The following is a 26,881-nucleotide window of genomic DNA, read 5'->3' on the forward strand; positions in this document are numbered from 1 at the left end:
GGTCAGAGGTCGACCGGACGACCCGATTTTTCCTCTTCCAGCGTCACGGCGATGTCGGCATTCGCCGAAAGGCGCACCTTGTCGCCCTCGACGCCCGCCACGAAGCCCATCTCGATATAGTGGTGATGGCCCTCGTGGTGGCCGAAGCTGTCGCTCTTCTTCAGCTTGATGCGGCCGTCCTCGACGCGGTCGACGGTTCCCACATGCACGCCGTCGGCGCCGATGACTTCCATGTTCCCGGTGATCTTGTGGCTCATGCGCGTTCTCCTTGTTGAAATGAAATCGGTCAGATCATATCGAAGTCGTCTTCATCGCCGAAAGCCGGCTTCTGGCCATTGAAGGTGAGGTCGGCACCGTCGGCGGAAATCTCCACGCTGGTCCCGTCCCGCACCGCGCCGGCAAGGATCATCTCCGCCAGCGGATCTTGTACATAGCGTTGGATCACGCGTTTCAAAGGGCGGGCGCCATAGGCCGGGTCCCAGCCCTTCCCGGCGAGCCATTCGCGCCCCGCCGGCTCCAGCCTGAGCGCGATCTTGCGCTCCTCCAGCATGCGGGCGAGCCGCGCGAACTGGATGTCGACGATCTTGCCCATGTCGCTCTTCTGCAGGCGGTGGAAGAGGATGACGGCATCGATGCGGTTGAGGAATTCCGGGCGGAAATGCGCCCGCACCATGGCCATCACCTCCTCGCGCACGGCGCCGGTCTTCTCGCCCTCGGCCTGACCCACGAGATATTCGGCGCCGATGTTCGAGGTCATGATGATGAGCGTGTTGCGGAAATCAACGGTGCGCCCCTGCCCGTCCGTCAGGCGGCCGTCGTCGAGCACCTGCAGCAGGATGTTGAACGTGTCGGGATGGGCCTTCTCGATCTCGTCGAAGAGGATGACCTGATAGGGCCGGCGGCGCACGGCCTCGGTGAGGACGCCCCCCTCGTCATAGCCGACATAGCCGGGCGGCGCGCCGATGAGCCTTGCCACGGAATGCTTCTCCATGAATTCCGACATGTCGATGCGCAGCATCGCGGTGTCGTCGTCGAAGAGGAATTCGGCGAGCGCCTTGGCAAGCTCGGTCTTGCCGACGCCGGTCGGCCCGAGGAACATGAAGGAGCCGATCGGCCGGTTGGGATCATGAAGGCCGGCCCGCGCGCGGCGGACGGCGGTGGAGACGGCGCGCACCGCCTGCGCCTGGCCGACGACGCGCTTGCGCAGCGCCTCCTCCATGGCGAGGAGCTTCTCCTTCTCGCCCTCCAGCATCCGGTCGACCGGGACGCCCGTCCAGCGCGAGACGACCTGCGCGATATTGTCCGCGGTCACCGTCTCGCCGGTCGCGGTGTGGTCGCTCTCCTCGACGGCGGCAAGTTTCTTCTCCAGTTCCGGAATGGTGCTGTAGGCAAGCTCGCCGGCGCGCTGGAACTCGCCCTTGCGCTGGGCGTTGGCCAGCTCCGTGCGACGCTGCTCCAGCTCGCCCCTCATCTTCTGGGCGTCGGACAGCTTGCCCTTCTCCGCCTGCCATTTCGAGGTGAGGTCGGCCGAGCGGCGTTCCATCTCGGCCACTTCCTTTTCCAGCGTCTTCAAGCGGCTTTTCGAGCCGGCGTCGTGCTCCTTCTTCAGCGCCTCCTGCTCGATCCTCAGGCGGATGATCTCGCGGTCGAGCGTGTCCAGCTCCTCAGGCTTGGAATCGACCTGCATCTTCAGCCGGGCGGCCGCCTCGTCCATCAGGTCAATGGCCTTGTCCGGCAGGAAGCGGTCGGTGATGTAGCGGTTGGAGAGCGTTGCCGCCGCGACGAGGGCGGAATCGGCGATGCGCACGCCGTGGTGCAGCTCGTACTTCTCCTTGAGGCCGCGCAGGATCGAGATCGTGTCCTCCACCGTCGGCTCCGGCACGAAGACGGGCTGGAAGCGCCGGGCGAGCGCCGGATCCTTCTCGACATGCTTGCGGTATTCGTCGAGCGTGGTGGCGCCGACGCAATGCAGCTCGCCGCGGGCAAGGGCTGGCTTCAGGAGGTTCGAGGCGTCCATCGCCCCGTCCGTCTTGCCCGCGCCGATCAGCGTGTGCATCTCGTCGATGAAGAGGATGATGCCGCCGGCCGCCGAGGTGACCTCCTGCAACACGGCCTTCAGCCGCTCCTCGAACTCGCCGCGGTACTTCGCCCCGGCGATCAGCCCGCCCATGTCGAGCGCCATCAGCGCCTTGTCCTTCAGGCTCTCCGGCACGTCGCCGTTGACGATGCGCAGCGCAAGGCCCTCGACGATGGCCGTCTTGCCGACGCCCGGCTCGCCGATCAGCACGGGATTGTTCTTGGTGCGGCGCGAGAGGACCTGGATCGTGCGGCGGATCTCCTCGTCGCGGCCGATCACCGGGTCCAGCTTGCCTTCGCGGGCGGCGCGCGTGAGGTCGCGGGCATATTTCTTCAGCGCGTCATAGGCGTTCTCGGCCGATGCGCTGTCGGCCGTGCGGCCCTTGCGCAGCTTGTCGATGGCCGCGGCCAGCAGCGCCGCGTCGAGCCCGCTGCGCGAAAGCAGCTTGCCGGCATCGCTCTGCCTGTCCTCCAGCATGGCCTGGAACAGGCGCTCGACGGTGACGAAGCTGTCGCCGGATTTCTGCGCCAGTTTCTCGGCAGCCGAGAGAAGCCGGGCGGCCTCGGCGGCAAGATAGACCTCGCCCGAGCCGCCGGTGACCCTGGGCAGCTTGGCAAGCTCCGCCTCCGTCACCGAAAGAAGGGTGCGCGCGCTGCCGCCGGCCCGCTCGACGAGGCCCGAGACAAGCCCCTCCTCGTCGTCCAGCAGCACCTTGAGCAGGTGCAGGCTGGTGAATTGCTGGTTTCCTTCGCGCGCCGCCAGCCCCTGCGCCGACTGGATGAAGCCGCGTGCGCGATCGGTGAATTTCTCGACGTCCATCGACCTACCTCTTCCCATGGCCAATCGGAAGAGAACCTGCAACCGCCGTGCCAATCGCACCCCATCGGGAATCCGGCAGCTTTGCCGGCTCCCTCCGCCCGACCCGGGACAGATTGTCGGAAAGGCCGCGGACATTCTGTCCGCCGCCCGTCAGAAGGCGTCGTCGGAGGCCGGCAGCCAGAGCGTGAATGTCGTGCCCTCGCCCCGCTGGCTGCGCACCGCGATGCTGCCGCCGTGCTGGGCCATCAGCATCCGGCTGATCGACAGGCCGAGGCCGGTGCCCTCGCGGGCCTTCGTGGTGAAGAAGGGATCGAAGATGCGCGCCGCCACCTCGGCCGTCATGCCCTCGCCCGTGTCGCTGACCTCGATGGCGACGCCGCTGCCCGAATCGAAGGTGCGCAGGCCGAGGCGCCCGCCTTCCGGCATGGCGTGGATGGCATTGACGACGAGGTTGACGAGGACCTGCTGCAGCTCCGTCCGGTTCATCTGGACGAAGCGCGTGGCGCGGTCCTCCCGCTCGACGGCGATCATCGTCTTGCGGAGAAGGTGCTGGACGAGCGGCAGCGTGTCGGCGATCACGCCGGCCGGGTCGTATTCCTCGGCAAGGCGCGCATATTCCTGCGGCTTGGCGAACTGGAGCAGCTTCGTGACGATCTCGGTGATGCGGTGCATCTGCTGGTCGATCAGGCGGAACTCCGTGCGCGCCTCCTCGGCCGCCGGCCCCATGAGGTCGCGGATGATCTCCAGATTGCCCTGCATGACGGCGATGGGATTGTTGATCTCGTGGGCGACGCCTGCGGTGATCTCGCCGATGGCGGCCAGCTTCTCCGACATGACGAGCTGGCGCGTCGTCGTCTCAAGGCGCTCGGCGGTATCGCGCAGCTCGAGCGTGCGCTGCTCGGCTTTTTCGCTCAGTTGCGCGTTCCACAGCCGCAACTCGGCGTCGCGCGCCTGGATGCCGTCGAGCAGCCGGTCGAGCTCCGAGGCGACGAGGCCGATCTCGTCGCGGTTCTCCACCGGCCCCGTCCGCGCGGCAAGATCGCCTCCATCGACCCGCGCGATGGTGCGCGTCATGCGTTCGAGCGGCTTGAAGATGCCGCGGGCCCAGCGCAGGAAGAGCGGCACCGTGGCCGCGACGGCGATGAGGAAGGCCGCGGCGATGGTCAGCCACGTCTCCTCCTTGGCTTCGAGGAATGGCGCTTCGAGGAAACCAGCATAGAGCATGCCGACCCGGCGCCCGCCGCTGTCAAGGATCGGTTCATAGGCCGAGACGTACCAGTCGTTGACGACGAAGGCGCTGTCGAGCCAGGTCCGGCCCTCGTCCAGCACCGCGTTGCGCACCTCCTGCGAGACGCGCGTGCCGATGGCGCGGCGCTCGCCGAAGAGGCGCACATTCGTGCTGATGCGGATATCGTCGAGGAAGAGCGTCGTCGTGCCCTGCCGGCCTTCCGCCGATGCGGCGCCGTGAAAGATGAGGTCGTTGATCGCATCGACGAAAGCAAGGTTGCGATTGAGCAGGATGCCGCCGACAAGCGCGCCGCGGCGCCCGCCGGGCAGGAGCAGCGGAGCGGCCGACTGGAGGACGAGGCCCCGCGTCTCGACCATGCCGTCCGGGGCGGCGTTGCCGGCGGTCGGCACGATGTCGATGCGCGCGCGCTCGGCAAGCTGCGGCGAGATAGCGGCAAGCTCCGAGCCGGCGAACACGTCGATGCCCGTCCGCGCCTGCCCGGCGAGCGCCGAGACGATCACCGGCCAGTCCCAGCGCGGCGCCCTGGCAAGGTCCTCGCGGCCGGACGTCACCACCGTCCCATCGTCGTCGACGACATAGAGGAAATCGAACCCGCCCTGCCGCCCCGTCGCATCGAGATAGAGGGGAAAGGTCTTGCGGGCATCCGCCCCCTGCCGCAGCAATTGCCGGAAGCGCTCGGATTCGCTGACGGCGACGAGCCTGCTTCCGGTGTTTTCCAAAATGCGGGAGAAATATTGCCGGGCAATCGTCAGGTCGTCGTTGACCTTGGCGATCGTCACCGCATCGAAACGGGCGTTCCAGCGATGGATGCCGATGGCAAGAAGAAGCGGCAGGACGACGAGCATGGGCACGAGCGCGATCACCAGCAGCCGGTAGCGCACCGACCGTCGCAGGGTGCCCGCCTGTTCGCCCCCCTCAGCCATGCCAGTTCGCATATTTGCGGTCGATCGTCTTGCGCGAGATGCCGAGGCGGCGCGCGGCCTCCTCCCGGTCGCCGCGCGTCTCGCGCAGCACCGCGAGGATGTGGCGCCGCTCCACTTCCGCAAGACTTTCGCTGCGCGGCGCTTCCTCCTCCGGCGCCGTCCCCTCCATCCTCTCCGGGAAGGCGCCGAGGATGACGGTCCGCTCGATGAGGTTGCGCAACTCGCGGATATTGCCCGGCCAGTCGTAGCGCAGGAGAAACGCCTCCACCTTCAGATCGATGGCGACCGGCGGCATGCCGAGCTGGCGGGAAATCTCCTCCATGAAGAGCCGGGCGAGTTCCAGCACGTCCTCGCCCCTTTCGCGAAGCGGCGGCAGGCGGATCTGCATCACGTTGATGCGGAAATAGAGGTCGGCCCGGAAGGTGCCCGCGTCCACCCGCCGGGCAAGATCGGCATTGGTGGCGAAGACGAAGCGCGCGTCGAACGGCACTTCCCGTTCCGAGCCGACAGGGCGCACCCGGCGGTCTTCGAGGACGCGCAGCAGCCTCGTCTGCAGAGGCGGCGGCAGTTCGCCCACCTCGTCGAGGAACACGGTCCCGCCCTCGGCATGCATGAGCAGGCCTTCGCGGCTGCGCATGGCGCCCGTGAACGCGCCCTTCACATGCCCGAAAAGCTCGCTCTCGATCATGTCGGCAGGAATGGCGCCGCAGTTGATCGGCACGAACAGCTTGTCCGCCCGGCCGGAAAGAAGATGCAGGGAGCGCGCCGCCACCTCCTTGCCGGTGCCCGACGGGCCGGTGAGGAGCACCGAGGTCGGCAGCGGCGCGACGCGGGCGAGGGCATCGCGGACCTGCTGGATGGTCTTCGACGAGCCGATCAGCCTGTCGCGCAGGAATATCTGGTGCGAGGGCGAGGTCAATTCGTGGCGCAGGACGTCGTTTTCCCGCTGCAGCCGCTTGCGGTCGAGGCAGCGGGCGATGGCGTTCAGGAGCTGGTTGGAGCGGAACGGCTTCAGGATGAAATCGACCACGCCGACCCGCAGCGCGTCGATCGCGGTATCGAGATCGGCATAGGCGGTCATCAGGATGACGTCGGCGAAGAAGCCGAGCGCCCGCTGCTCGGCCAGCCATTCGAGCCCGGTCTTGCCGGGCATGATATTGTCCATGATGACGACGTCGAAATTCTGCCCGTCCACCTTGCGCGAGGCCTCGGCGGCATTGCTTGCCACGTCGATCAGCCGGCACCGCGGCCGCAGCGTCTTGATCAGGAAGTTGCAGATGCCGGGCTCGTCGTCGACGACGAGGATCGCCGCCTGCGCGAGCCACGGCCCGAACTCCGCCTGCCCGGGCAATTCCGCCGCGCTCCGCCCCTCGACCATGCCGTCCTCCTCTGTTTGCCGCCTGCCGCTCAGGCCTGCGGGCCGCCCATATCGCGCCTGAGCTCTGCCATGGCGCGGCGCATGCCGTGGAGCTGGTCCATCAGGTGCAGGATCACGTCGATCCCCGCGTCATTCGCACCGATCCGCGACTGCAGCTCCCGGATCAGCCGGACCCGCGCCACATCGATCTCCTCGAAGAACACACCCGACGCCGTCTGCTGCGGCACAAGCCATTCCTGCTCGATCCACAGCTCCAGGACCTTCACCTGCAGGCCCGACGTCTTCAGGAACGTCTGCTTGTCCATCCTCATCGTCAGCCCTCCTTGCGCGGGTCGAACGCCTTGCCCTTCGCCCAGCCCGAAACGAACGCCTCGAGCTCCGCATCCGGCGGGCTCGGCAGCACCACCTTCAGCTTCACGAACTGGTCGCCGGACCCGCCGCCGCGCTTCGGCGCGCCCTTGCCCTTCAGCCGCAGCACCGTGCCCGTGTTCGACCCCTTCGGCACCGCCATCGTCACCGCCCCCGTCGCCGTCGGAACGCGGATGCGACCGCCAAGCACCGCCTCGCTCAGCGAGACGGCAAGCTCGATCGTGATGTCGTCGCCCTCCCGTTCGAAGCGCGGGTCGGGCAGCACCTCCACCTCGATCAGCGCATCGCCCGGTCCCCCGGTTCCCGCGCCCGGTGCGCCCTTGCCCTTCAGCCGAAGCGTCTGGCCGCTGACGAGGCCCGGCGGGATCTTCACGTCCAGCGTCCCGCCGTCCGGCAGCGTGATGCGCTTGCTCGCACCGGCGATCGATTCGGAAAAGTCGATCGCCAGCCGGTAGTGCAGGTCCTGACCGCGCCGGTTGGCCTGCGCCCGCTGGCCGCGCCGCAGGAGATCGGCGAAGATGTCGTCGCTGTCCATGAAGTCGGAGAAGCCCGACGTATTGGCATAGGGATGGCCGGTATCGGCGCCGGCATAGTCGCGGTAGTAGTTCTGGCGCGGCGGCGGCCGCTCGGCGCCCGACGCGTCGATCTCGCCGGCGTCGAAGCGCCTGCGCTTGTCGGCATCGCCAAGAAGGTCGTAGGCGGCCGCCACCTCCTTGAACTTCTCCTCCGCCGACTTGTCGCCCGGATTGAGGTCGGGGTGCAGCTTCTTGGCAAGCTTGCGATAGGCACTCTGGATCTCGGCCGGCGAGGCGCTCGCCGAAACGCCAAGAACCTCATACGGATTGCTCACGGGTACGCTCCGGTTGGGGTGAAGCTGAACGACTATAGGAGGCCGCAGGCGCTTCCGGCAACGAGGCAGGCGCGCCCCGCCGCCGGATTTTTCTTCAGGACCTTACGCCCTACTTGCGCTCGTCGTCCGGAACCTCGGTGAACTCGGCATCGACGACGCCGTCCTCCGCGGGCTCCGGGGCGGCCGCGCCGGCCGCCGCGGCCGATTGCGCAAGCGCCATCACCGCCTGCTGCAGGGCCTCCGCCCTGTCGCGGATCGCGGCGGCATCCTCGCCGTTCAGCGCGTCGCGCACGGCGGATGCGGCGGTTTCCACCGCCTGCCTGTCGGCGGGGCCGGCCGTCTCCTGCTCGGCCAGCGCCTTTTCGGCCGTGTGCAGGATGGCTTCGGCGATGTTGCGCGCCTCCACCAGTTCCTTGCGCTTGCGGTCTTCGGCGGCATGCGTCTCGGCATCCTTGACCATGCGCTCGATATCGGCCTCGGAAAGGCCGCCCGAAGCCTGGATCTGGATGCGCTGCTCCTTGCCGGTGCCCTTGTCCTTCGCCGAAACGTTGACGATGCCGTTGGCGTCGATGTCGAACGTCACCTCGATCTGCGGCACGCCGCGCGGCGCGGGCGCGATGCCCATCAGGTCGAACTGGCCGAGCATCTTGTTGTCCGCCGCCATCTCGCGCTCGCCCTGGAAGACGCGGATCGTCACGGCGCTCTGGTTGTCCTCGGCGGTGGAGAAGGTCTGGCTCTTCTTGGCCGGCACCGTCGTGTTGCGCTCGATGAGGCGTGTGAAGACACCGCCGAGCGTTTCGAGGCCGAGCGAGAGCGGGGTGACGTCGAGCAGCAGCACGTCCTTCACGTCGCCCTGCAGGACACCGGCCTGGATGGCCGCGCCGACTGCCACGACCTCGTCCGGATTGACGCCCTTGTGCGGCTCCTTGCCGAAGATCTTGGCGACCGTTTCCTGGACCTTCGGCATGCGCGTCATGCCGCCCACCAGCACCACCTCGGCGATGTCCTTGGCGGCAAGGCCGGCATCCTTGAGCGCATTGAGGCAGGGATCGATGGTCCGCTGCACGAGGTCGTCCACCAGCGCCTCGAAGCGCGAGCGGGTGATCTTGACCTGAAGGTGCTTCGGCCCGGTCGCATCCGCGGTGATGAAGGGCAGGTTCACCTCGGTCTGCGTGGAGGAGGAGAGCTCGATCTTCGCCTTCTCGGCCGCCTCCTTGAGGCGCTGGAGGGCGAGCTTGTCCTTGCGCAGGTCGATGCCCTGCTCCTTCTGGAACTCGTCGGCGAGATAGTTGACGAGGCGCATGTCGAAGTCCTCGCCGCCGAGGAACGTGTCGCCGTTCGTCGACTTCACCTCGAAGACGCCGTCGCCGATATCGAGGATGGAAATGTCGAACGTGCCGCCGCCGAGGTCGTAGACGGCGATCTTCGCCTGCTTCTGCTTCTCCAGCCCGTAGGCAAGCGCTGCCGCCGTCGGCTCGTTGATGATGCGCAGCACCTCGAGGCCGGCGATCTTGCCGGCGTCCTTGGTGGCCTGCCGCTGGGCGTCGTTGAAATAGGCGGGAACCGTGATGACGGCCTGGGTCACCGCCTCGCCGAGGTTGGCTTCCGCCGTCTCCTTCATCTTCTGCAGGATGAAGGCGGAGATCTGCGAGGGCGAATAGGCCTTGCCCTCCGCCTCGACCCAGGCGTCGCCATTGCCCGCCTTGACGATCTTGTAGGGCACGAGGCCCTGGTCCTTTGCCACGGTCGGGTCGTCATAGCGCCGGCCGATCAGCCGCTTGACCGCGAAGATCGTGTTGGTCGGGTTCGTCACCGCCTGCCGGCGCGCCGGCTGGCCGACCAGCCGCTCGCCGTCGCTGGTGAAGGCGACGATCGAAGGCGTCGTGCGCGCCCCTTCGGAATTCTCGATGATGCGCGCCGTCTTGCCGTCCATGACGGCGACGCAGGAGTTGGTTGTTCCCAGATCGATGCCGATGACTTTTCCCATCGCGAGTCCTCCTTGCTGCTGTTGATCATCGATCGGCATGGGCCGACCCTTCACGTTCAGGCGAGCAACCCGCATGCCAGGTGGCAGGTTCCGGGTTTCCAGCCATTTGGCAACCGCGGCGGCTTAAAGGACGGACAAGTTGTCCGGGCGGGCCGGACAATCTGTCAGGCCCTCAGCCAGAACCGCAGGATCGCGGCGACGACGCCGAGCGCGACAACGCTCATCGCCCAGATGGCGACCATCCAGCCGAACTGCTTCAGTCGGCGCATCGCGGCCGGCATCAGTGATATCCGTGCGTGCCGACCTTGCCGCGGAACACCCAGTAGGCCCAGGCGGTATAGGCAAGGATCAGCGGGATGATGACGATCGCGCCGGCAAGCAGGAAGCTGAGGCTTTCTTCCGGCGCGGCGGCGTCGCGGATCGTCACCGCGGGCGGCACGATATAAGGATAGAGGCTGACGCCGAGGCCGACGAAGCCGAGCAGGAAGAGCCCGAGCGCCATCAGGAAGGGCAGACGCTCGTGGCCGCGCCTGAGGCTCCAGAAGAGCGTCACCGCACAGACGACGACGAGCAGCGGCACCTGCGCGGTCAGGAGCACGCCGGGCATCTCGAACCAGCGGCGCCAGTATTCATAGGCAAGGTAGGGCGTCGCGGCGCTGACGGCGGCGAGCGCCACGAGCGTGGCGAGGGCGAGGCGGAAGGCCATCGCCTGCGCGTGGCGCAGGCTCGAGCCCTCCGTCTTCCAGATCAGCCAGGTCGCGCCGAGCAGCGCATAGCCCACGACGACGGCGATGCCCGTCAGCAGGCTGAACGGGCTCAGCCAGTCGAGCCAGCCGCCGGCATAGGCGTTGTTCTCGACGGTGATGCCTTGCAGGATCGCGCCCAGCGTCATGCCCTGCGCAAGGGCCGCGACGACCGAGCCGACGGTGAAGGCGACGTCCCAGAAGGCGCGGTGGCCCGGATCGCGCCAGCGGAACTCGAAGGCGACGCCGCGGAAGATGAGCCCGAGCAGCATGGCGATCATCAGCGGATAGGTCGCCGGCAGGATGATGGCGTAGGCGAGCGGGAAGGCGGCGAGCAGCCCGCCGCCGCCCATGACGAGCCAGGTCTCGTTGCCGTCCCAGACCGGGGCGATGGAATTCATCGCCTGGTCGCGCTCCTCGCCGACCTTGAAGGTCGGGAAGAGGATGCCGATGCCGAGGTCGAAGCCGTCCATGACCACATAGGCCATGACGGCGAAACCGATGATCGCCGCCCAGACGAGGGTCAGGTCGAAGCCCATCATGACGCTACTCCTTCGTGGCAAAGGGGGCGGTAACCCCGGAGGCCGGCGTGATGCCCGCCGCGCGCTGCGGCAGGTGCGGCGGCTCGCTCTCGCCGCGCTCCGGCGGCCGGGCCATCAGCCGCGCGAGGTAGTAGGTGCCGGCGCCGAAGGCGACGAAGTAGACGACGACGAAGGCGAGGAGCGAGGCGGCGACGGCGGGCGCGGCGAGCGGCGAGACGGAATCGGCCGTCCGCAACAGGCCATAGACCGTATAGGGCTGCCGCCCCACTTCCGTCGTCACCCAGCCGGCGATGACGGCGACGAAGCCGGACGGGCCCATGACGACGGCGGCCCGGTGCAGCCACGGCCATTCGTAAAGCCGCCGCCGGTAGCGGGCGAAAAGGCTCCACAGGCCGATGCCGAGCATGGCGAAGCCGAGCGCCACCATGATGCGGAACGACCAGAAGACGATATGGACGGGCGGCCACTCCTCCCGCGGAAAATCGGTGAGGCCCGGCAGCGGCGCGAAGGGATCGTGCTTGAGGATGAGCGAGCCGAGATGCGGCAGCGACAGCTCGTAGCGCACCTCGGCGGCCTCGCTGTCCGGCAGGCCGAAGAGGATGAGGGGCGCACCGTCGGGGCTCGGATGATAGTCGCCCTCCATGGCGAGCACCTTGACCGGCTGGTGCTCCAGCGTGTTGAGGCCGTGCGCATCGCCGGCGAGGATCTGGACCGGCGCGACGAGCGCCGCCATCCACATCGCCATGGAGAACATCTTGCGCGCACCGGGATTGGCACGGTCCTTCAGGAGGTGCCAGGCGCCGACCGCACCGACCGCGAACGCGGTCGTCAGGTAGGCGGCGATGACGGTATGGACAAGGCGATAGGGAAAGCTCGCGGTGAAGATGATGTCGGCCCAGGACCCGCCCGGCACGAACTGGCCGGCCGCGTTGATCGCATAGCCGGCCGGCGTCTGCATCCAGCTGTTGACCGCGATGATCCAGGTCGCCGAGATCAGCGTGCCGAGCGCCACCATCGAGGTCGCGAAGAAGTGCAGCCCCTTGCCGACCTTGTTCATGCCGAACAGCATGACGCCGAGGAAGCCCGCCTCGAGGAAGAAGGCCGTCAGCACCTCGTAGGCCATCAGCGGCCCGACCACCGGCCCGGCCTTCTCGGAGAAGACCGACCAGTTGGTGCCGAACTGGTAGGACATGACGACGCCGGAGACGACGCCCATGCCGAACACCACGGCGAAGATCTTCAGCCAGTAGCGGTAGAGATTGGCGTAGACGCCCTGCCCGGTCTTCAGCCAGAGGCCCTCCAGCACGAACAGGTAGCTGGCAAGGCCGATGGAAAAGGCCGGGAAGATGAAGTGGAAGGAGATGGTGAACGCGAACTGCGCGCGCGCCAGCACCACGGGATCGAGGCCTGCAAACACTGTCCTTACTCCTTGCTCACGGCCGGATCACCCGGCGACGACGCGCACCGGGATGGATTTGGCTGCCGGCGTGCCGCTGAGCCTGTCGTAGTAATCAAGCGGCAGGAGGGGATTGAGTTCCGGATAATATCCCGCGACCGCCCCGCGCGGCATCGGATAATCGAGCACCGTCAGGCCGTCGACACGCCGCGCCAGCCCGTCCGTGCTGATCGTCTCGAGCGCGACGCGCGTGCCGGAGGCGAGCCCCCGCGCTGCGATATCCTCCGCGTTCATGAACAGTACCATGCGGTCGTTGTAGACGCCACGGTAGCGGTCGTTGTTGCTGTAGATCGTCGTGTTGAACTGGTCGTGCGAGCGCACGGTGGCAAGGCGCAGCATGGCCGGGTCGTCGACCACGTCGTTGACCTCCAGTCCCGGCATGGAGAGGAAATTCGCCTTGCCGTTCGCCGTCGGCCAGACGCGCCGGCGCGGCGGGATGTCGAGATGGAAGCCCTTCGGGTTTTTGACCCGTTCGGAAAAGCCGGCATAGATTTCCGGGTAGACCTCGGCGATCTTGTCGCGGATGAGGTCGTAGTCCTCGATGTAGCGCGCCCATTCCACCTTGCTGTCGGGCAGCGCGGCCATCGCCATGCGGCAGACGATCTCCACCTCCGGCTTCACATCGGGGCTTGCCGGCGTCAGCACGCCGCGCGAGGGCGTGACGTTCGACATCGCGTCCTCGATGGTGACGAACTGCTCGCCTGCCGCCGTGCGGATCCATTCCGAACGGGCGACGACCGGCAGGATCAGCGCCTCGCGCCCGTGCACGAGATGGCCGCGGTTGAGCTTGGTGGCGATGCCGACCGTCAGATCCAGCCGGCGCATCGCCTCGTAGGAGCGGTCGGTATCGGGGATGGCGCGCACGAAATTGCCGCCGAGGCCGATGAAGACCTTCGCCGTGCCGTTCTCCATCGCCTCGACGGATTCCACCGTGTGGTGGCCGTATTCGCGCGGCGGCTCGAAGCCGAAGACGTCGCGCACCCGGTCGAGATAGTCCTGCGCCGGCCGCTCGTCGATGCCGACCGTGCGGTCGCCCTGCACGTTGGAATGGCCGCGGATGGGCGCGATGCCGGCGCCCGGCTTGCCGAAATTGCCGCGCAGGAGCAGGAGGTTCGCCACCTGCTGCAACAGGCGCGAGCCCTGCTGGTGCTGGGTGAGCCCCATGCCGTAGCAGATGATGGTGGCGCGCGAGCGGATGTAGATTTCCGCACAGCGGCGGATCTGCGCCTCGTCGAGCCCCGAGACCCGCACGATCTCGGCCCAGTCCTGCGAGAGGGCGTCGGCGCGGATCGCCTCCACCCCGACGGTGTGCTCGGCGATGAAATCCGCATCGAGCACCTTTTCGCCGGCCGCCTCGCGCTCGAACATGACCTTCATCATGCCCTTGATGAGGGCAAGGTCGCCGCCGATCTTGATATGCACGAACTCGCTGGCGATCCGGGTGGAGCCGAAGGTCGCCATCTGGACGACGTCCTGCGGCTCGGTGAAGCGGATCAGCGCCCGCTCCGGCATGGGATTGACCGCGACGATCGGCGCGCCGCGTTTGCGCGCCTCGACGAGATTGGTCATCATGCGCGGCGAGTTGGTGCCGGTGTTCTGGCCGATGACGAAGATCGCCTCGGCATGCTCGAAATCCTCCAGCACCACCGTGCCCTTGCCGATGCCGATCACCGGCGGCAGGCCGCGGCTCGTCGGCTCGTGGCACATGTTCGAGCAGTCGGGGAAATTGTTGGTGCCGAACTCGCGCACGAAGATCGAATAGAGGAAGGCCGCCTCGTTGGGCGTGCGGCCGGAAGTGTAGAACTCGGCCTCGTGCGGACTGGAAAGCCCCCGCAGATGCCGGCCGATCGTCGCGAAGGCCTCGTCCCAGCCGCACGGCACATACTTGTCGCTCGCCGCGTCGTAGCGCATCGGCTCGGTCAGCCGGCCCTGCATCTCCAGCCAGTAGTCCGACTGCTCCATCAGCTCGGCGACGGTGTATTTCGCGAAGAACTCCGGCGTGACGCGGAACTTCGTCGCCTCATGGGCGAGCGCCTTGGCGCCGTTCTCGCAGAATTCCAGCGTCTTCTTGCAATCGGCATCGGGAAAGGCGCAGCTCGGGCACTTGAAGCCGCCCGGCCGGTTCATCGCCAGAAGCGCGCGCGAGCCCTTGGTGATGACGCTCTGCTCCATCAGCACCTTCGCCGTCGCGGCCGCGGCGCCCCAGCCGCCGGCGGGATGATTGTAGGTCTTGTATTGCGGCTTGCCATCGGCCATGATCGAGCGCTCCGAAAGGTGACAGGCCTCAATTACATCACTTTATCCTATTGAAATCCATGGACGATTTGTCTCAGTCCCGATGGACAAATTGTCCATCGTCCCCATGCGGCAACCCGCAAGGCCTTGAAAAGCCTGCCTGCCCGGCTGGCACGCATCCTGCAAGGCAATGCCTCGTGCGTAAAAACCCCGTCCCGTCCCGACATTCGCCGACACACCGATGATCCTGCGTTCCAAGCCGAGCTTCAAAGATATCGTCTCCACCTTCAACGGCTCGATCCTGCCGCGGATCGCCTGGCATCTGCTGGCGATGACGGTGCTCAGCGTCGTCGCGATCTTCGCCGCACGGGAGCATCCGGGGATTTTCGCCAAGATCAGCGCCATCCCTTTCACGCTGACGGGTATCGCGCTCTCGGTCTTCATGAGCTTCCGCAACAATGCCTGCTACACGCGCTGGTGGGAGGGACGCGTGCTGTGGGGCGAACTGATCATCGCCTGCCGCTCCTTCGCCCGCCAGACCGCGGCGCTGAACGAGGACGATCGCCGGTTCCTCCTCCACAATCTCTGCGCCTTCTCGGCGGGCCTCGTCGCACGGCTGCGGGGCGAGGACGAACTGGAGGCGATCCGCCGCTGGTCGGCGGACGGGATCGACCCGCACAATCCCAACCCGACCAATGCGGTGCTGGACAGGATCGGCGGGCACTGTCTTGCGCTGATGCGGGCACACCGGATCAGCGAGATCCACTATTCGGTGCTGGAGATCCAGCTTTCGGCCCTCGCCAGGGTGCAGGGCGGCTGCGAGCGCATCGCGCTGACGCCGGTGCCCTTCGCCTATTCCCTGCTGCTCCACCGCACGGCGCTCGTCTTCTGCGTGACGCTGCCCTTCGCGCTCGCCGGCTCGCTCGACTGGTGGACGCTGCTGCCGGTGCTGCTCGTCGCCTATACGTTCTTCGGCCTCGAAGCGCTCGGTCACCAGTTGGAGGAGCCCTTCGGCTTCGAGCCGAACGCACTTCCCCTCAGCGCCATGCTGCGCACCGTGGAGCGCGACATGCTCTCCCTCCTCGGCGAGGCGGACCTGCCCGCCCCGATCGAGCCGCAAGACAATGTGCTGAGGTGAAATACGCCGGCCAGATTCATCGCAAAGCCTCCTCGTCGATATTGAGTTTTCGAGCATGAAGGGCGAGGATCAACCTCCCACAAAGACTGGAGCCAAACATGACCAACGTCGCAGTTCTCGTCGGCAGCCTCCGCAAGGAATCGTTCAGCCGCAAAGTCGCCAAGGCCCTTGCCGCGTTGACACCGAACCTGACATTCGAGTTCCTCGACATCGGCTCGGTCTCCTATTTCAACCAGGACCTGGAAGCGGCGCCGCCGGCCGACTGGACCGCGCTGCGCGAGCGCATCGCCGCCGCCGACGCGATCCTCTTCGTGACCGCGGAGTACAATCGCTCGGTCCCCGGCGTGCTGAAGAATGCGATCGACGTCGCCTCGCGCCCCTATGGGCAGGGCGCGCTCATGGGCAAGCCCGCGGCGATCATCTCGACCTCGATCGGCGCGATCGGCGGTTTCGGCGCCAACCATCACCTGCGCCAGTCGCTCTGCTTCCTCAACATGCCCGTTCTGGAGCAGCCGGAAGCCTATATCGGCGGCACCGGCAGCCTGTTCGACGATGCAGGACAGCTCACCAACGACGGGACGCGGGATTTCCTCGTCAATTTCGGCAAGGCGTTCGAAAAGCACATCGCACGGAACGCGCGCTGATCTTCGCTCCGGCGCGCGCTTCTATGCATCGCCTCCCGTAGACGAGCACTCGTAGAGCACCGCGCCGCTGGCGGCATCGATCCCCGTGAGGCTCAGGCCATATCCCCAGAGACGGCGGATATGGCCGAGCGTCGCATCGCGCTCGCCCTCCTCCAGGAGAATGCCGTTCCTTACCCTGTGCTGCAGCCGGAGACGGCGGTCGCCGAGAAGGTCGACATCGACCACCTGGATATCCGGCTGGTGGGCACCGGGATCGTAGCTGCGGGCAAGGGCCGAGCGGACGGCGGAATAGCCCCGCTCGTCGTGGATGGAGGCGACCTCGCAGAAGCGGTCGGTGGCCCGGTCCGTAAGATGGAACAGGCGGAATTTGCGGATCAGCGCCGGGCTCAGATATTGCAGGATGAAGGATTCGTCGCGGTGGTTCTCCCAGGCGTCGATCAGCGTGCCCATGCCGTCGCCGCTGCCGGCGATATCGGGGAACCAGTCGCGATCCTCCGCCGTCGGCCGCGTCGCGATGCGCTCGATATCCTGCATCATCGCAAAGCCGAGCGCATAGGGATTGATGCCGGAAAAGCGCGGATCGTCGAAACCCGGCTGGAAGACCACGTTGGCATGGCTCGCCAGCAGCTCCAGCATGGCCCCCTCCCCCATCCGGCCCAGGTCGAACAGGCGGTTGATGATCGTGTAATGCACGAAGGTCGCGCAGCCCTCGTTCATCACCTTGGTCTGGCCCTGCGGGTAGAAATATTGCGCGATCACGCGGACGATCCTCAGGATCTCGCGCTGCCACGGCTCCAGGATCAGGCTGTGCTTTTCGAGGAAATAAAGCAGGTTCTCCTCGGGAAGGTGCAGGGCGTTCTTGCGCTCCAGCGCCTCCTGCTCCGCTTCCTCGATATCGGCGGTTCCGGCCGTTGCCGGCAGGGTGCGCCAGAGATCGCTATAGACCTGCTCCTCGTATTCCAGCCGTTCGCGCGCGCGCTCCGTCACCTTGGCGGGGGAAAGCCGCGGCGGCCGGCGATAGTGGAAGACGCCCTGGTTCATCAGCGCATGGGCCGAATCGAGGATTTCCTCCACCGCCGCGACCCCGTGCCGCTCCTCGCATCTGGCGATGTATTTCTTGGCGAAGTCCATATAGCCGAGGATCGCCCCGGCATCCGTCCACTGGCGGAAGAGATAGTTGTTCTTGAAGAAATGGTTGTGCCCGAAGGCGGCATGCGCCGTCACCAGCGCCTGCATCGGCATGGTGTTCTCTTCCATGAGATAGGTGATGCACGGATTGGAATTGATGACCAGTTCGTAGGCGAGGCCCCTGCGGCCCTTGCGGTAGAGATGGCTCTCGAAGGCGAAGCGCTTGCCGAAGGACCAGTGCTGGTACATCAGCGGCATGCCGATGGAGGAATAGGCATCGAGCATCTGCTCGGAGGAGATGACCTCGATCTGGTTGGGATAGACATCGAGACCCATTTCGCCGACGGCGATCTCCTCGATGGCGTCATAGGCGCGCGACAGCGTGGCGAAATTCCATTCGGAGCTTTCAAACAGCAAGGTGGCGTCGCGTGCCATGATCGCTCCTCATCGGCCGGGCCGCCCGGCGGCCTTGTGCCGGGCAAAGAGCTTGCGGAACACCGGGTAGATGTCGGCGGGCCTGGCGATACGGGTCATCTGGAAATTCGGTATCGCGCTCTCCACGGCGCGATAGGCGCGCCAGAGCGCGGTCCCGTTGTCCGTCGAGCCGAAGATCTCGCTTTCCCGCTCGTCGATGATCTCGACATAGGCATAGTACTGGCAGAGCTTCATCAGCTCGTCGCGCAGGAGCTGCGCGCAGCTTTCCGAATCCCCGCTCGCATTGTCGCCGTCGGAGGCCTGCGCGGCATAGATGTTCCACAGGTTGGCGGGATAGCGGTCGAGGACGATGCGCTGCATCTCCTCGAGCGCCGTCGAAACGATGGTGCCGCCGCTTTGCCGGCTGAAGAAGAAGGTCTCCTCGTCCACCTCCCGCGCCTCGTCGGTATGGCGGATGAAGACGATGTCGATGCGCTCGTAGCGGCGCTTCAGGAAGAGGTGGAGGAGCACGAAGAAGCGTTTGGCAAGATCCTTCTCCCGCTCGCCCATCGAGGCCGAGACGTCCATCAGGCAGAACATCACGGCGTTGGCGTTGGGAAGCGGCTGCCGCTCGAAACGGTTGAAGCGCACGTCGACCGGGTCGACATAGGCGATGCGCTTTCGCCGCCGTTCGAGGGTCTCCAGTTCCTCGCGCAGCGCGGCGAGCCGCCTGCGCTCCGGCTGGGAAAGCCCCCCCTTCGCCTCCAGCGCGGCGATCTCGTCGGCAAGGGCCCTATATTCCTTCTCGCCCGGGCGGCGTAGCGCGATGCGCCGTCCGAAGCTGTTGCGCATCGTGCGCCCGACATTGATGTTGCTTGGCGTGCCGAGGGTGGTGAAGCCGACGCGATGCGGCTTGTAGACCACCGTTTCCTTGAGGTTGAGCTTGACCATGTCGGGAAGTTCCAGATCCTCGAAGAAGAGATCGAGCACCTCCTCGCGCGAAAGCACGAAGAGGAAGTCGTCCTCCCCTTCGCCGCGCCCCGGGCCGTGGCCGGCGCCCCCGCCCCCGCCGCTTTCGGACTTGCCGATACGGTCTCCGGCCGAAAAGCTCTCGTTGCCGGGCAGGACATATTGCCGTTCGCCGGAGGAGGCGGAATTGCGGAAGCTCGGCTCGTCGGCGCCGCGCCTGGGCACGGGCACGCCATGGGCCGCGTCGACATCGGCGATCCTGTCGGATCTGACCTGATCGTTGATCACGCGTTTCAATTCGTCATGCACGCGCTTGACGAAGCGCCGCCGGTTACCGAGGCTGCGGTCCTTGGGGTTGAGCCGTCGATCGATGAAATTCGGCATGGGCCAGCCCCCGCGACGGCATTGTCAGCCGGCCTTGTTGACGCGCATGTACCAGTCGACCAGCCGGCGCACCTGCCGCACGGTATAGCCCCGCTCGGTCATGCGCGCGACGAAGTCGGCATGCTGCTTCTCGGTGGCGCTGTCCTTCTTCGAGCCGAAGCTGATGACCGGAAGAAGATCCTCGACCTGGCCGAACATGCGCTTCTCGATGACCTCACGCAGCTTCTCATAGCTCGTCCAGGCGGGGTTGCGCCCGCCGTTGCGGGCGCGGGCGCGCAGGGTGAACTTGACCACCTCGTTGCGGAAATCCTTCGGATTGGCGATGCCGGCCGGCTTTTCGATCTGCGACAGCTCGCTGTCGAGGATATCGCGGTTAAGGATCTGGCCCGTATCCGGGTCCTTGAAGTCCTGGTCTTCCAGCCAGGCATCGGCATAGGCGATGTAGCGGTCGAACAGGTTCTGGCCGTATTCGCTGTAGGATTCCAGATACGCCTTCTGGATCTCGTGGCCGATGAATTCGGCATAGCGGGCGGCAATTTCCGAGCGGATGAAATCGAGATAGCCGGCCTCGACCTCCTTCGCAAACTGCTCGCGGCGGACCGCCTGTTCGAGAATGTACATGAGGTGGACCGGATCGGCCGCCACTTCCTTCGTGTCGTAGTTGAAGGTCTCCGACAGGACCTTGAAGGCAAAGCGCGTGCTGATGCCGCTCATGCCCTCGTCGACGCCGCCGGCATCGCGGTATTCCTGCAGCGATTTCGCCTTGGGGTCGGTATCTTTCAGGTTCTCGCCGTCATAGACGCGCATCTTCGTATAGGTCGGCGAATTCTCGTGCGGCGTCAGGCGCGTTGCGACGGTGAAACGGCTGAGATTCTCCAGCACCTCGGGCGCGCAGGGACTGTCGGAAAGCTCGCTCTCGCGCAGCAGCTTTTCGTAGATCAGCCGCTCCTCGGTGACGCGCAGGCAATAGGGCACCTTGACGACGAGGATACGGTCGAGGAAGGCCTCGTTGTTCTTGTTGTGCTTGAACTGCAGCCATTCCGACTCGTTGGAATGGGCGAGCACGATGCCCTGATAGGGGAAGGCGCCGAAATTCTCCGTGCCGTTGTAGCTGCCCTCCTGCGTGGCGGTCAAAAGCGGATGCAGCACCTTGATCGGCGCCTTGAACATCTCGACGAATTCGAGAAGGCCCTGGGTCGTGCGGTTGAGGCCGCCGCTGTAGGAATAGGCGTCGGGATCGGCCTGGCTGAAGTTTTCGAGCTGGCGGATATCCACCTTGCCGACCAGCGCCGAGACGTCCTGGTTGTTCTCGTCGCCCGGCTCCGTCTTGGCGATGGCGATCTGGCGCAGGCGCGAGGGCATCATCCTGACGACGCTGAACTTCGAGATGTCGCCGCCGATCTCATCGAGCCGCTTCGTCGCCCAGGGCGAGATGAGGCCGGTGAGGCGCCGCCTGGCGATACCGTATTTCTCCTCGAGGAGATCGCCCATGCGTTCGCGGCTGAAAAGGCCGAGGGGGGATTCGAAGACCGGGCTGATCTTGCCGTCGATGGCGAGCGTGTAGATCGGCTGCTCCTCCATCAGCTTCTTCAGCCGTTCGGCCAGCGAGGATTTGCCGCCGCCGACCGGCCCGAGGAGATAGAGGATCTGCTTGCGCTCCTCGAGGCCCTGTGCGGCATAGCGGAAATAGCCGACGATCCGCTCGATCGTGTCTTCCATGCCGAAGAAATCGGAGAAGGAGGGATAGAGCTTGATCGTGCGGTTGGCGAAGATCCGCCCCAGCCGCTCGTCCATGCTCGTGTCGACGAGCTTCGGCTCGCCGATGGCCGCGATCATCCGCTCGGGCGCGCTGGCATAGAGGCTCGCATTGTCGCGGCACGCGAGCAGATACTCCTGGAGGCTCAGCGTTTCGCGGGCTTCACTGGCATAGGCTTTGGAAAAAAGGTCGAAAACGTCACTGCCGTCGGTTCGCATGGAACCCTCCCACAGTCGCCGGACCAAGCCGCACCGGTCGGCGGCCTCTATGAAGTATACTACGAAAGAGGCAGGGATTTTGTTCCCATCATCGTGAAAGAAATCAAATTCATGTGCGCACATACCCTGATCATGGATTCGGCGACCGCCGCCTATATTCTCGACCATATAACGACGGACCGGCGCTGACGGAGCCTCCTCTTGTCAGACCTCCACCCTGTTACCCGTTTCACGATCGAGAAGGTGTAGCTTGTCCGCCGCCAAGTGCACGTTGACCTTCTCCCCGACGTGATGGCCGGCGCTATCGGAGGTGCGGGCGATGGACGGCCCTCGCCCGCGCTGAGACGGACATGCTCCGGGCAGATGCCGACGGTCAGCGCTGCCGGGAGATGGCCGGCACCCGATAGGCTCAGGGCGCCGATGCGGACGCCGCCCTCTGCTCGCCCCTCGAAAAAATTCATCGGCGGCGAGCCGATGAACTTGGCGACAAAGAGATTGGCGGAGCGGTGATAGACCTCTTCGGGCGTGCCAAACTATATGAGGTTCGAACGTCCGGCCTGCTTGAGGGGTGCAAGCACGGCGATGCGGTCGTCCATCATCCAGTCGACCGAATGGTTGTCGGCGGCGATGTGGTCGCGGATCGCCGCACCGAGGATCGTATCGTCTTCGATCAGAAGGATTCTCATGAACACATCGTCCTGTCTGTTCTGAACCCTTGCCGGCAAACCTGTCAGCCGGCTGACGGACAAGACGCGACGGCTTCAGCTATTCGTCAGGAACGAGTGCCACCTTTCCTGCGCTAAGCGACACTTTTATTGATACGCAAATCCTGCCTGTGATCGGGCGGGGTCGCGGAATTCGCCATCAGTTCTCTCAGAGCCATACGCTTGTAGATTTCGACGAGCCGATCGCCTTCGGCGCGATCGACGGAGATCGCCAATCGCATCGTCGCTTCGCCGAGCTGCCAGATGAGAAATGCCGTGGCGGTGAGCCGGACGGGGTCGGCTTCCGGCTGCAAGCGTTGCCAAACGTTTGCCAAGGATTCCGCGCTTGCACGACTGTCTGCAAGCTCAAGTTCCCGCAGGGTCTTGTCGACCTGCGTACCAGACCAGATTTCACGCATCACCGGCTCGGCCAGGCAGATCGTATAGTAGGCATCGATAAGCCGGGCAAACGCGGCAAGCAGGTCCTCCTCGCTCGATACGTCGGCAAGCTCTGCATCAATGCAGGCGCGGTTTTCGACAGTGAAGCGCTCGGCCAGCGCGCGGATGATGGCACTCTTGTCGGGAAAGAACTGATAGAGCGAGCCGATGGATACGCCGGCACGCTCGGCGACCTCGCTCATCCTCATCGCATCGCTGCCATATTGGGCAATCAGGTCGCGCGCAGCCGCCAGCATGCGCTCGACGCGCTCGCGGCTGCGCTGCTGTGTCGGTTCCTTGCGGATCAATGGCGCAGGTGACGTTGCAGCCGGCATATATGAGTATCCTTCACATTTTTCTTGACGGGCAGAATATGAGTACTTATCACGTTTATCAATATGAGGAATCCTCTTGGGGCATCGGTTCTGGAAGGCATGCCCACTGATACCGATGAAACTGCCGCGAGCGGTCACTGGAACCCGGCAAAGCCTGCGTAAATCGCCATTCAACTCTTGATATGAAGGGAAGCAGACATGCTTTCAATGCTCGTTCCCGTGATCACCCTGCTGGCCCTGCTTGGCAGCGGGATGATGGCCGGCCTGTTCTTTGCCTATTCCAATTCGGTGATGCCGGCGCTGGCGAAATTGCCCGCCCCACAAGGCATTGCGGCAATGAACCATATCAACGTGGTGATCCAGAACCCGCTCTTTCTCACGATTTTCATGGGTACGGCGCTGCTTGCGCTGATCTTGGTCGCTGCTGGGCTGTTGGGCTGGTCGGCCAAGCCTTCCTGGGTGCTGATCGGCGCCGGGCTCTATCTCGCCGGCAACATCGTTGTCACCGTCACCATCAACGTGCCGATGAACGAGGCCCTCGCCGCAAGCGGCGAGGGGCCAGACGGCATTGCATTCTGGGCGACTTTTCTCGACCGATGGGTGTTCTGGAACCATGTGCGAGCGGCGGCTTGCACAGGAGCGCTGGCCGCGTTCGCCATGGCGATAAGATAGCAGCAGTCGTCAGCCTCACACATGCGCAAGATGGCAGGCAATGACGGGGCACGAACTCGCTGACCAGCTCGAGGTTTCAATCCGCACGCTCTTATGGCGACATTGCCGAACTGATGGCCCAGCGTGTGCCCGTGCGCGGCGAGGCAAGTACCGGATACATCTCGACAAGGGCTACGACTTGCCGCCGCTGATGCTGGCGCCGGACGAGCTCGAGACGGCTGTTCTTGGCGCGAGCTGGGTGGCGCGCAACTGGCGCAGGGGGGCGCTTGATCTGATCGCCAGGCTGACCGCGGTCGCACCCCGGTGTTGCAACCGATCGTGCTGGATTTCGGCCTGAAGTTCATCCGCACGATCAAGCAGCCGGTCGCAACCATCGACATCGCTGAACTGCGCCGGCTATTCGCGACCGGAGGAAGGTTGCGATCACCTATGTCGATGCCTGCAGCATATCGCACCGACAGCTTCAACCTTCACGTCCACCAGGCGCGAACCGCTTCGGACTGGAAGGCGCGGCGGACGCAATGCGGGCCGCAAGGGTAACGCCCGCTGGGCATCTGGATGCCTCCGACATGGGTTGTAGCCGCTGCACTCACAACCATGCCACTCCCTGCACAAGCCGCACCAAATACAGCGCCCCACTACTAGCGATACAAATCGTTACTGCTCGAATCATCGCGAACATGTCGGTGGAAAATTAATTCCTATAAGAAATAATCCCGTATCTCTCGAAAATTCTCGGTCCCTTATAGCTACAAGGTACGACTTCAATGAAAAAGAGGGTTCAGATTAGCCATATCTGCGTCGGTATGTACATAGAAGAGCTTGAGGATCGCTCTCATAGCCGCCTTGATAATCGTCAATTCCTGATTACTTCGGAGACTGAACTTAAAGTCGTCTTGGCCAGCAAAGCCATGAGTGCCGTTATCAACACGTCGAAGGGCAAGGATGTCGTTGAAGAGACCGCTCCAGCCTGGAATGTTGTACGCTCTCGGTTCGAGGTCGAACTTGATGCCACATTTCCCGCTAGCGAACTCCAGCAGGCGCGCAAATGCATCGAAACAACCCGACCATTGATAAAGCGCGTCTTTTGCGATGCGCAGCGGAATGGGACATTCGATTTCGACAGCGCGCAAGCCGTTGTCGAGACAATCATGTCGGATGCCCTCCAATGCGCCAGTGCGTTGATTGCCACAACCAAGCTCAAGGAGCACGACGAAGGCACTTTCCTGCATTGCCTGGCCGTAAGCGCACTGATGATCGCCTTTGGACGGAGCCTTGAGCTTGAGGAGGAGATGATCCGCGACCTGGGGCTTGGCGGCCTCGTTCACGACATTGGCAAGGCAACGATCCCTCTCGCCATTCTGAACAAGCCGGGCAAGCTGACCGCAGCGGAGTTTGCCTTGGTACGGGAACACCCTGTACGCGGAGCGGCATTATTGCGCGGCGTCCCTGGCATATCGCAAACCGTGACGGGTATCTGTCTATACCACCATGAGAAACATGATGGCGCCGGCTATCCATTCGGATTGAAGGATGAGGCCATTCCGCTGGCAGCACGCATCGCCGCAATCTGCGATGTCTACGATGCGATGGTGACGGACAGGCCCTATAAACGCGGCTGGTCGCAATCGCAGGCAATTGCCATGATGCTCGACTCGCATGGGCACTTCGACCGTAGTTTGCTGAAACGATTTGTTTCGCAGCTCGTCGTCGGCGGAAGCCTCCGATAGCCCAGGCCAAGGCTTGTCCTCGCCAACAGCATCGTCCCGGCGCGGTTTGCACAAGCACAGCATATCCAGGCAAATGCGCGCCACCACGGTCCTCAGCCAACCGTCATGGTTCCCGATGCCGCCAACGTCTGTTCGGTCCAGTCGCAGCCATGCTTCTTATACAGCATCTTCCGCCTCTGTGCGGGGGCCAAGCCTTCGGAAGGCGACGGCTCTCGGATAAGCGCGGTTGCCTCGAATTGTCCCCGCCAGAATCTTTTCTCCCTCCATCGGTCACATTCCCAGTCTGCCGCGCGTCATGCCTGTGACGAACGAAATCCGGTCGATGTGACCAACAGGCGCTATCCCCGAGGCGATGCAAGCGCTGATGGCGCTGAACAAGGCAACGGGAAAGAGCGGCCTTTCGGAGGTCACCATCAAGCTGGTCCATCTCCGGCCAGCCAGATCAATGGGTGCAGCGTATGCGTAGACATGCATGCACAGGAACCGATGAAGGCAGGTGAAACAGACCGACGCATCTTCGCTGTTGCCGCCTGGCGCGACACGCCGTTCTTCACCGAGGCCGGGCGGGCGGCACTTGAGCGAGCGCTACAATTTGAAGGACGAGAGGCGCGCGATGAATTCCGTTTGTCGGCTGGACCCCGTTTTGGCGAGCAGGCTTTTAACATGGGTTCGCACCGTCTCTATACCTACTCCCCCAATTGCAGCGATGTCTTTCGGCGATAGGCCTTGCAGAAGTCCTTCGGCAACCTTCGCCTCAGCCTGTGTGATATCATAGAGGATTTGGAGCAACGGTTTGATGGGAAGGCCGGGGAGATTTATCGGCGCCAGAACAACGATAGCGTCCATGCCGGAGAAGACATCCCGCGCATTCAACGAAATGGGGATGACGTGCAGCACCACCGGGTTGTTATCGCTTGCAACGAATGGAATCGACTTGGGCGTGCCCGGATCATGAAGGGCTTGCAACGCATCCCTTAACATCATGTCCGCGCGGCGATCCGCTATGCGGAGGATATCGAAGGCCATGACATCGAGGCTCTCCGTGGCACGCTCGAACTGGCGGTTGTGCAGACGAACTCTTCCGCGGCGATCGCAGGCGACGGCCGGCACACCGAGATGTGAAAGGCTTTCAAGCGTACCGTTCACGCGCTCCAACCTGAAACGGGCTGCCAACATCGATGCCCGGGCGATATGGGGACGCAGCTCGTTCAAGAAGGCTTTTGTTTCATCCGCAATCGGGCCACGCTCATAAAGCTGATCAATCGAGAAAATGACGATATCGTCGTCGATACCGGTAACGTGCGTGGCAGCGCTCCAACCAATTCCGCGAGGACGCAAGAACTCCGTATATATCGGATGGTTCTCAATTTCCTCTTCTGAGCAGACGTCGTGATCGGTTACAAATTCCTGTCTCGCGAATTCAAGCACTCGCTTCGCGCGGATGTTTCGCTCAGCCCACCCTTCCTGCATCATCGCCGTCAAATGCGGTTGACAGCTTTGCGTCGCACACGATGCCGAACCATACTTTCCTAAAGTGAAAAGGGCCCCACCATAACAGTCAGTTGCCTCAGAAACACGTTCCAGCACTCTCGGCCAGAACTCGGGCAGAACGGCGGCCTCATAGATTTCATCGATGATTGATCGGTCGTGGTACAATCGGCCCCCTATACACAAGCAATGCCTGAATTAACGCAATGCGCTTGCACGAGCAATCACTATGGGT

The 26,881-nt window shown here is 64.4% G+C and carries 21 protein-coding genes and 2 pseudogenes; 6 read left to right on the plus strand and 17 right to left on the minus strand.

The features are described from left to right. Window positions 1–2: 2 nt before the first annotated feature. The 11 genes from HNQ66_RS08665 to HNQ66_RS08715 form a co-directional block, all read right to left on the minus strand. The gene (locus tag HNQ66_RS08665; RefSeq protein WP_184143115.1) at window positions 3–257 is read right to left on the minus strand and encodes a DUF2171 domain-containing protein; all 255 of its coding nucleotides are present in this window, start codon (window positions 255–257) and stop codon (window positions 3–5) included. A 29-nt stretch (window positions 258–286) separates the two neighbouring features. Next, window positions 287–2,896 carry an ATP-dependent chaperone ClpB gene (gene clpB, locus HNQ66_RS08670; protein ID WP_184143117.1) on the minus strand — a complete coding sequence of 870 codons (2,610 nt, stop codon included), beginning with the start codon at window positions 2,894–2,896 and terminating at the stop codon, window positions 287–289. Between the two features lie 150 nt (window positions 2,897–3,046). After that, on the minus strand, window positions 3,047–5,068 hold the full coding sequence (locus HNQ66_RS08675) for a sensor histidine kinase (protein WP_184143119.1): 2,022 nt from the start codon (window positions 5,066–5,068) through the stop codon (window positions 3,047–3,049). Continuing rightward, window positions 5,061–6,446 carry a sigma-54-dependent transcriptional regulator gene (locus tag HNQ66_RS08680; protein ID WP_184143121.1) on the minus strand — a complete coding sequence of 462 codons (1,386 nt, stop codon included), beginning with the start codon at window positions 6,444–6,446 and terminating at the stop codon, window positions 5,061–5,063. The genes HNQ66_RS08675 and HNQ66_RS08680 overlap by 8 nt, the downstream gene beginning before the upstream one ends. Window positions 6,447–6,475: 29 nt before the next feature. Next, complete coding sequence (locus tag HNQ66_RS08685; protein WP_246434237.1) at window positions 6,476–6,757, minus strand: chaperone modulator CbpM; 282 nt, start codon at window positions 6,755–6,757, stop codon at window positions 6,476–6,478. Between the two features lie 2 nt (window positions 6,758–6,759). Next, the gene (locus HNQ66_RS08690; protein ID WP_184143123.1) at window positions 6,760–7,665 is read right to left on the minus strand and encodes a DnaJ C-terminal domain-containing protein; all 906 of its coding nucleotides are present in this window, start codon (window positions 7,663–7,665) and stop codon (window positions 6,760–6,762) included. A gap of 109 nt (window positions 7,666–7,774) precedes the next feature. Continuing rightward, window positions 7,775–9,652 carry a molecular chaperone DnaK gene (gene dnaK / locus HNQ66_RS08695; RefSeq protein WP_184143125.1) on the minus strand — a complete coding sequence of 626 codons (1,878 nt, stop codon included), beginning with the start codon at window positions 9,650–9,652 and terminating at the stop codon, window positions 7,775–7,777. Between the two features lie 164 nt (window positions 9,653–9,816). Next, window positions 9,817–9,933 carry a DUF2474 family protein gene (locus tag HNQ66_RS08700; protein WP_184143127.1) on the minus strand — a complete coding sequence of 39 codons (117 nt, stop codon included), beginning with the start codon at window positions 9,931–9,933 and terminating at the stop codon, window positions 9,817–9,819. After that, the gene (gene cydB, locus HNQ66_RS08705) at window positions 9,933–10,937 is read right to left on the minus strand and encodes a cytochrome d ubiquinol oxidase subunit II (RefSeq protein ID WP_184143129.1); all 1,005 of its coding nucleotides are present in this window, start codon (window positions 10,935–10,937) and stop codon (window positions 9,933–9,935) included. Before cydB ends, HNQ66_RS08700 begins: the two co-directional genes overlap by 1 nt. A gap of 4 nt (window positions 10,938–10,941) precedes the next feature. Continuing rightward, entirely contained in the window at window positions 10,942–12,354 is a 1,413-nt protein-coding gene (locus tag HNQ66_RS08710) for a cytochrome ubiquinol oxidase subunit I (protein WP_184143132.1), read from the minus strand. A 27-nt stretch (window positions 12,355–12,381) separates the two neighbouring features. Beyond that, the gene (locus HNQ66_RS08715) at window positions 12,382–14,649 is read right to left on the minus strand and encodes an FdhF/YdeP family oxidoreductase (protein ID WP_184143134.1); all 2,268 of its coding nucleotides are present in this window, start codon (window positions 14,647–14,649) and stop codon (window positions 12,382–12,384) included. Between the two features lie 220 nt (window positions 14,650–14,869). Here HNQ66_RS08715 and HNQ66_RS08720 point away from each other — a divergent pair, with 220 nt between their 5' ends. Together HNQ66_RS08720 and HNQ66_RS08725 are read left to right on the plus strand one after the other, a co-directional pair. After that, entirely contained in the window at window positions 14,870–15,766 is an 897-nt protein-coding gene (locus HNQ66_RS08720; RefSeq protein ID WP_184143137.1) for a bestrophin family protein, read from the plus strand. Window positions 15,767–15,864: 98 nt separating this feature from the next. Continuing rightward, a complete protein-coding gene (locus HNQ66_RS08725; RefSeq protein WP_184143139.1) occupies window positions 15,865–16,410 on the plus strand; it encodes an NADPH-dependent FMN reductase in 546 nt (181 codons plus the stop codon). 21 nt (window positions 16,411–16,431) lie between these two features. Here HNQ66_RS08725 and HNQ66_RS08730 read toward each other — a convergent pair whose 3' ends face one another. From HNQ66_RS08730 to HNQ66_RS08750, 5 genes and pseudogenes are all read right to left on the minus strand, one after another. Beyond that, the gene (locus HNQ66_RS08730; RefSeq protein WP_184143141.1) at window positions 16,432–17,973 is read right to left on the minus strand and encodes a SpoVR family protein; all 1,542 of its coding nucleotides are present in this window, start codon (window positions 17,971–17,973) and stop codon (window positions 16,432–16,434) included. Window positions 17,974–17,982: 9 nt separating this feature from the next. Then, entirely contained in the window at window positions 17,983–19,305 is a 1,323-nt protein-coding gene (locus HNQ66_RS08735) for a YeaH/YhbH family protein (RefSeq protein ID WP_184143144.1), read from the minus strand. Between the two features lie 24 nt (window positions 19,306–19,329). After that, window positions 19,330–21,279, minus strand: a complete 1,950-nt coding sequence (locus HNQ66_RS08740) for a PrkA family serine protein kinase (protein WP_184143146.1) — start codon at window positions 21,277–21,279, stop codon at window positions 19,330–19,332. Window positions 21,280–21,875: 596 nt separating this feature from the next. Then, window positions 21,876–21,965 (minus strand): annotated as a pseudogene (locus tag HNQ66_RS08745) (DNA-binding response regulator); the annotation flags it as partial. A 113-nt stretch (window positions 21,966–22,078) separates the two neighbouring features. Continuing rightward, window positions 22,079–22,756 (minus strand): TetR/AcrR family transcriptional regulator, encoded by a 678-nt coding sequence (locus tag HNQ66_RS08750; protein ID WP_184143148.1) that lies wholly within the window; start codon window positions 22,754–22,756, stop codon window positions 22,079–22,081. A gap of 198 nt (window positions 22,757–22,954) precedes the next feature. Here HNQ66_RS08750 and HNQ66_RS08755 point away from each other — a divergent pair, with 198 nt between their 5' ends. The 4 genes and pseudogenes from HNQ66_RS08755 to HNQ66_RS23565 form a co-directional block, all read left to right on the plus strand. Continuing rightward, window positions 22,955–23,428 carry an anthrone oxygenase family protein gene (locus HNQ66_RS08755; protein ID WP_184143149.1) on the plus strand — a complete coding sequence of 158 codons (474 nt, stop codon included), beginning with the start codon at window positions 22,955–22,957 and terminating at the stop codon, window positions 23,426–23,428. 303 nt (window positions 23,429–23,731) lie between these two features. Next, window positions 23,732–23,968, plus strand: coding sequence for a hypothetical protein (locus tag HNQ66_RS08760; protein WP_184143151.1), 237 nt, complete (start codon window positions 23,732–23,734; stop codon window positions 23,966–23,968). Window positions 23,969–24,195: 227 nt separating this feature from the next. Next, window positions 24,196–25,158: a cyclic di-GMP phosphodiesterase gene (locus tag HNQ66_RS08765; protein ID WP_184143153.1), complete on the plus strand. Its 963-nt coding sequence runs from the start codon at window positions 24,196–24,198 to the stop codon at window positions 25,156–25,158. Window positions 25,159–25,510: 352 nt separating this feature from the next. Beyond that, a pseudogene (locus HNQ66_RS23565) lies at window positions 25,511–25,734 on the plus strand (carboxymuconolactone decarboxylase family protein); the annotation flags it as partial. A gap of 9 nt (window positions 25,735–25,743) precedes the next feature. On the opposite strand, the gene HNQ66_RS23570 reads toward HNQ66_RS23565, so the two are convergent. Next, complete coding sequence (locus tag HNQ66_RS23570; protein ID WP_246434238.1) at window positions 25,744–26,814, minus strand: helix-turn-helix transcriptional regulator; 1,071 nt, start codon at window positions 26,812–26,814, stop codon at window positions 25,744–25,746. Between the last annotated feature and the right edge of the window lie 67 nt (window positions 26,815–26,881).

Origin of the sequence: Shinella fusca (assembly GCF_014203155.1) — a bacterium.
In the GTDB taxonomy this organism is placed as follows: Bacteria; Pseudomonadota; Alphaproteobacteria; order Rhizobiales; family Rhizobiaceae; genus Shinella; species Shinella fusca.

Bases quoted from the DNA above. Each gene is read 5' to 3' on its own strand.
- HNQ66_RS08665 (WP_184143115.1), bottom strand. From the start codon at position 257: ATGAGCCACAAGATCACCGGGAACATGGAAGTCATCGGCGCCGACGGC.
- clpB (WP_184143117.1), bottom strand. From the start codon at position 2,896: ATGGACGTCGAGAAATTCACCGATCGCGCACGCGGCTTCATCCAGTCG.
- HNQ66_RS08675 (WP_184143119.1), bottom strand. From the start codon at position 5,068: ATGGCTGAGGGGGGCGAACAGGCGGGCACCCTGCGACGGTCGGTGCGC.
- HNQ66_RS08680 (WP_184143121.1), bottom strand. From the start codon at position 6,446: ATGGTCGAGGGGCGGAGCGCGGCGGAATTGCCCGGGCAGGCGGAGTTC.
- HNQ66_RS08685 (WP_246434237.1), bottom strand. From the start codon at position 6,757: ATGAGGATGGACAAGCAGACGTTCCTGAAGACGTCGGGCCTGCAGGTG.
- dnaK (WP_184143125.1), bottom strand. From the start codon at position 9,652: ATGGGAAAAGTCATCGGCATCGATCTGGGAACAACCAACTCCTGCGTC.
- HNQ66_RS08700 (WP_184143127.1), bottom strand. From the start codon at position 9,933: ATGCCGGCCGCGATGCGCCGACTGAAGCAGTTCGGCTGGATGGTCGCC.
- cydB (WP_184143129.1), bottom strand. From the start codon at position 10,937: ATGATGGGCTTCGACCTGACCCTCGTCTGGGCGGCGATCATCGGTTTC.
- HNQ66_RS08715 (WP_184143134.1), bottom strand. From the start codon at position 14,649: ATGGCCGATGGCAAGCCGCAATACAAGACCTACAATCATCCCGCCGGC.
- HNQ66_RS08720 (WP_184143137.1), top strand. From the start codon at position 14,870: ATGATCCTGCGTTCCAAGCCGAGCTTCAAAGATATCGTCTCCACCTTC.
- HNQ66_RS08725 (WP_184143139.1), top strand. From the start codon at position 15,865: ATGACCAACGTCGCAGTTCTCGTCGGCAGCCTCCGCAAGGAATCGTTC.
- HNQ66_RS08730 (WP_184143141.1), bottom strand. From the start codon at position 17,973: ATGGCACGCGACGCCACCTTGCTGTTTGAAAGCTCCGAATGGAATTTC.
- HNQ66_RS08735 (WP_184143144.1), bottom strand. From the start codon at position 19,305: ATGCCGAATTTCATCGATCGACGGCTCAACCCCAAGGACCGCAGCCTC.
- HNQ66_RS08740 (WP_184143146.1), bottom strand. From the start codon at position 21,279: ATGCGAACCGACGGCAGTGACGTTTTCGACCTTTTTTCCAAAGCCTAT.
- HNQ66_RS08750 (WP_184143148.1), bottom strand. From the start codon at position 22,756: ATGCCGGCTGCAACGTCACCTGCGCCATTGATCCGCAAGGAACCGACA.
- HNQ66_RS08755 (WP_184143149.1), top strand. From the start codon at position 22,955: ATGCTTTCAATGCTCGTTCCCGTGATCACCCTGCTGGCCCTGCTTGGC.
- HNQ66_RS08765 (WP_184143153.1), top strand. From the start codon at position 24,196: ATGAAAAAGAGGGTTCAGATTAGCCATATCTGCGTCGGTATGTACATA.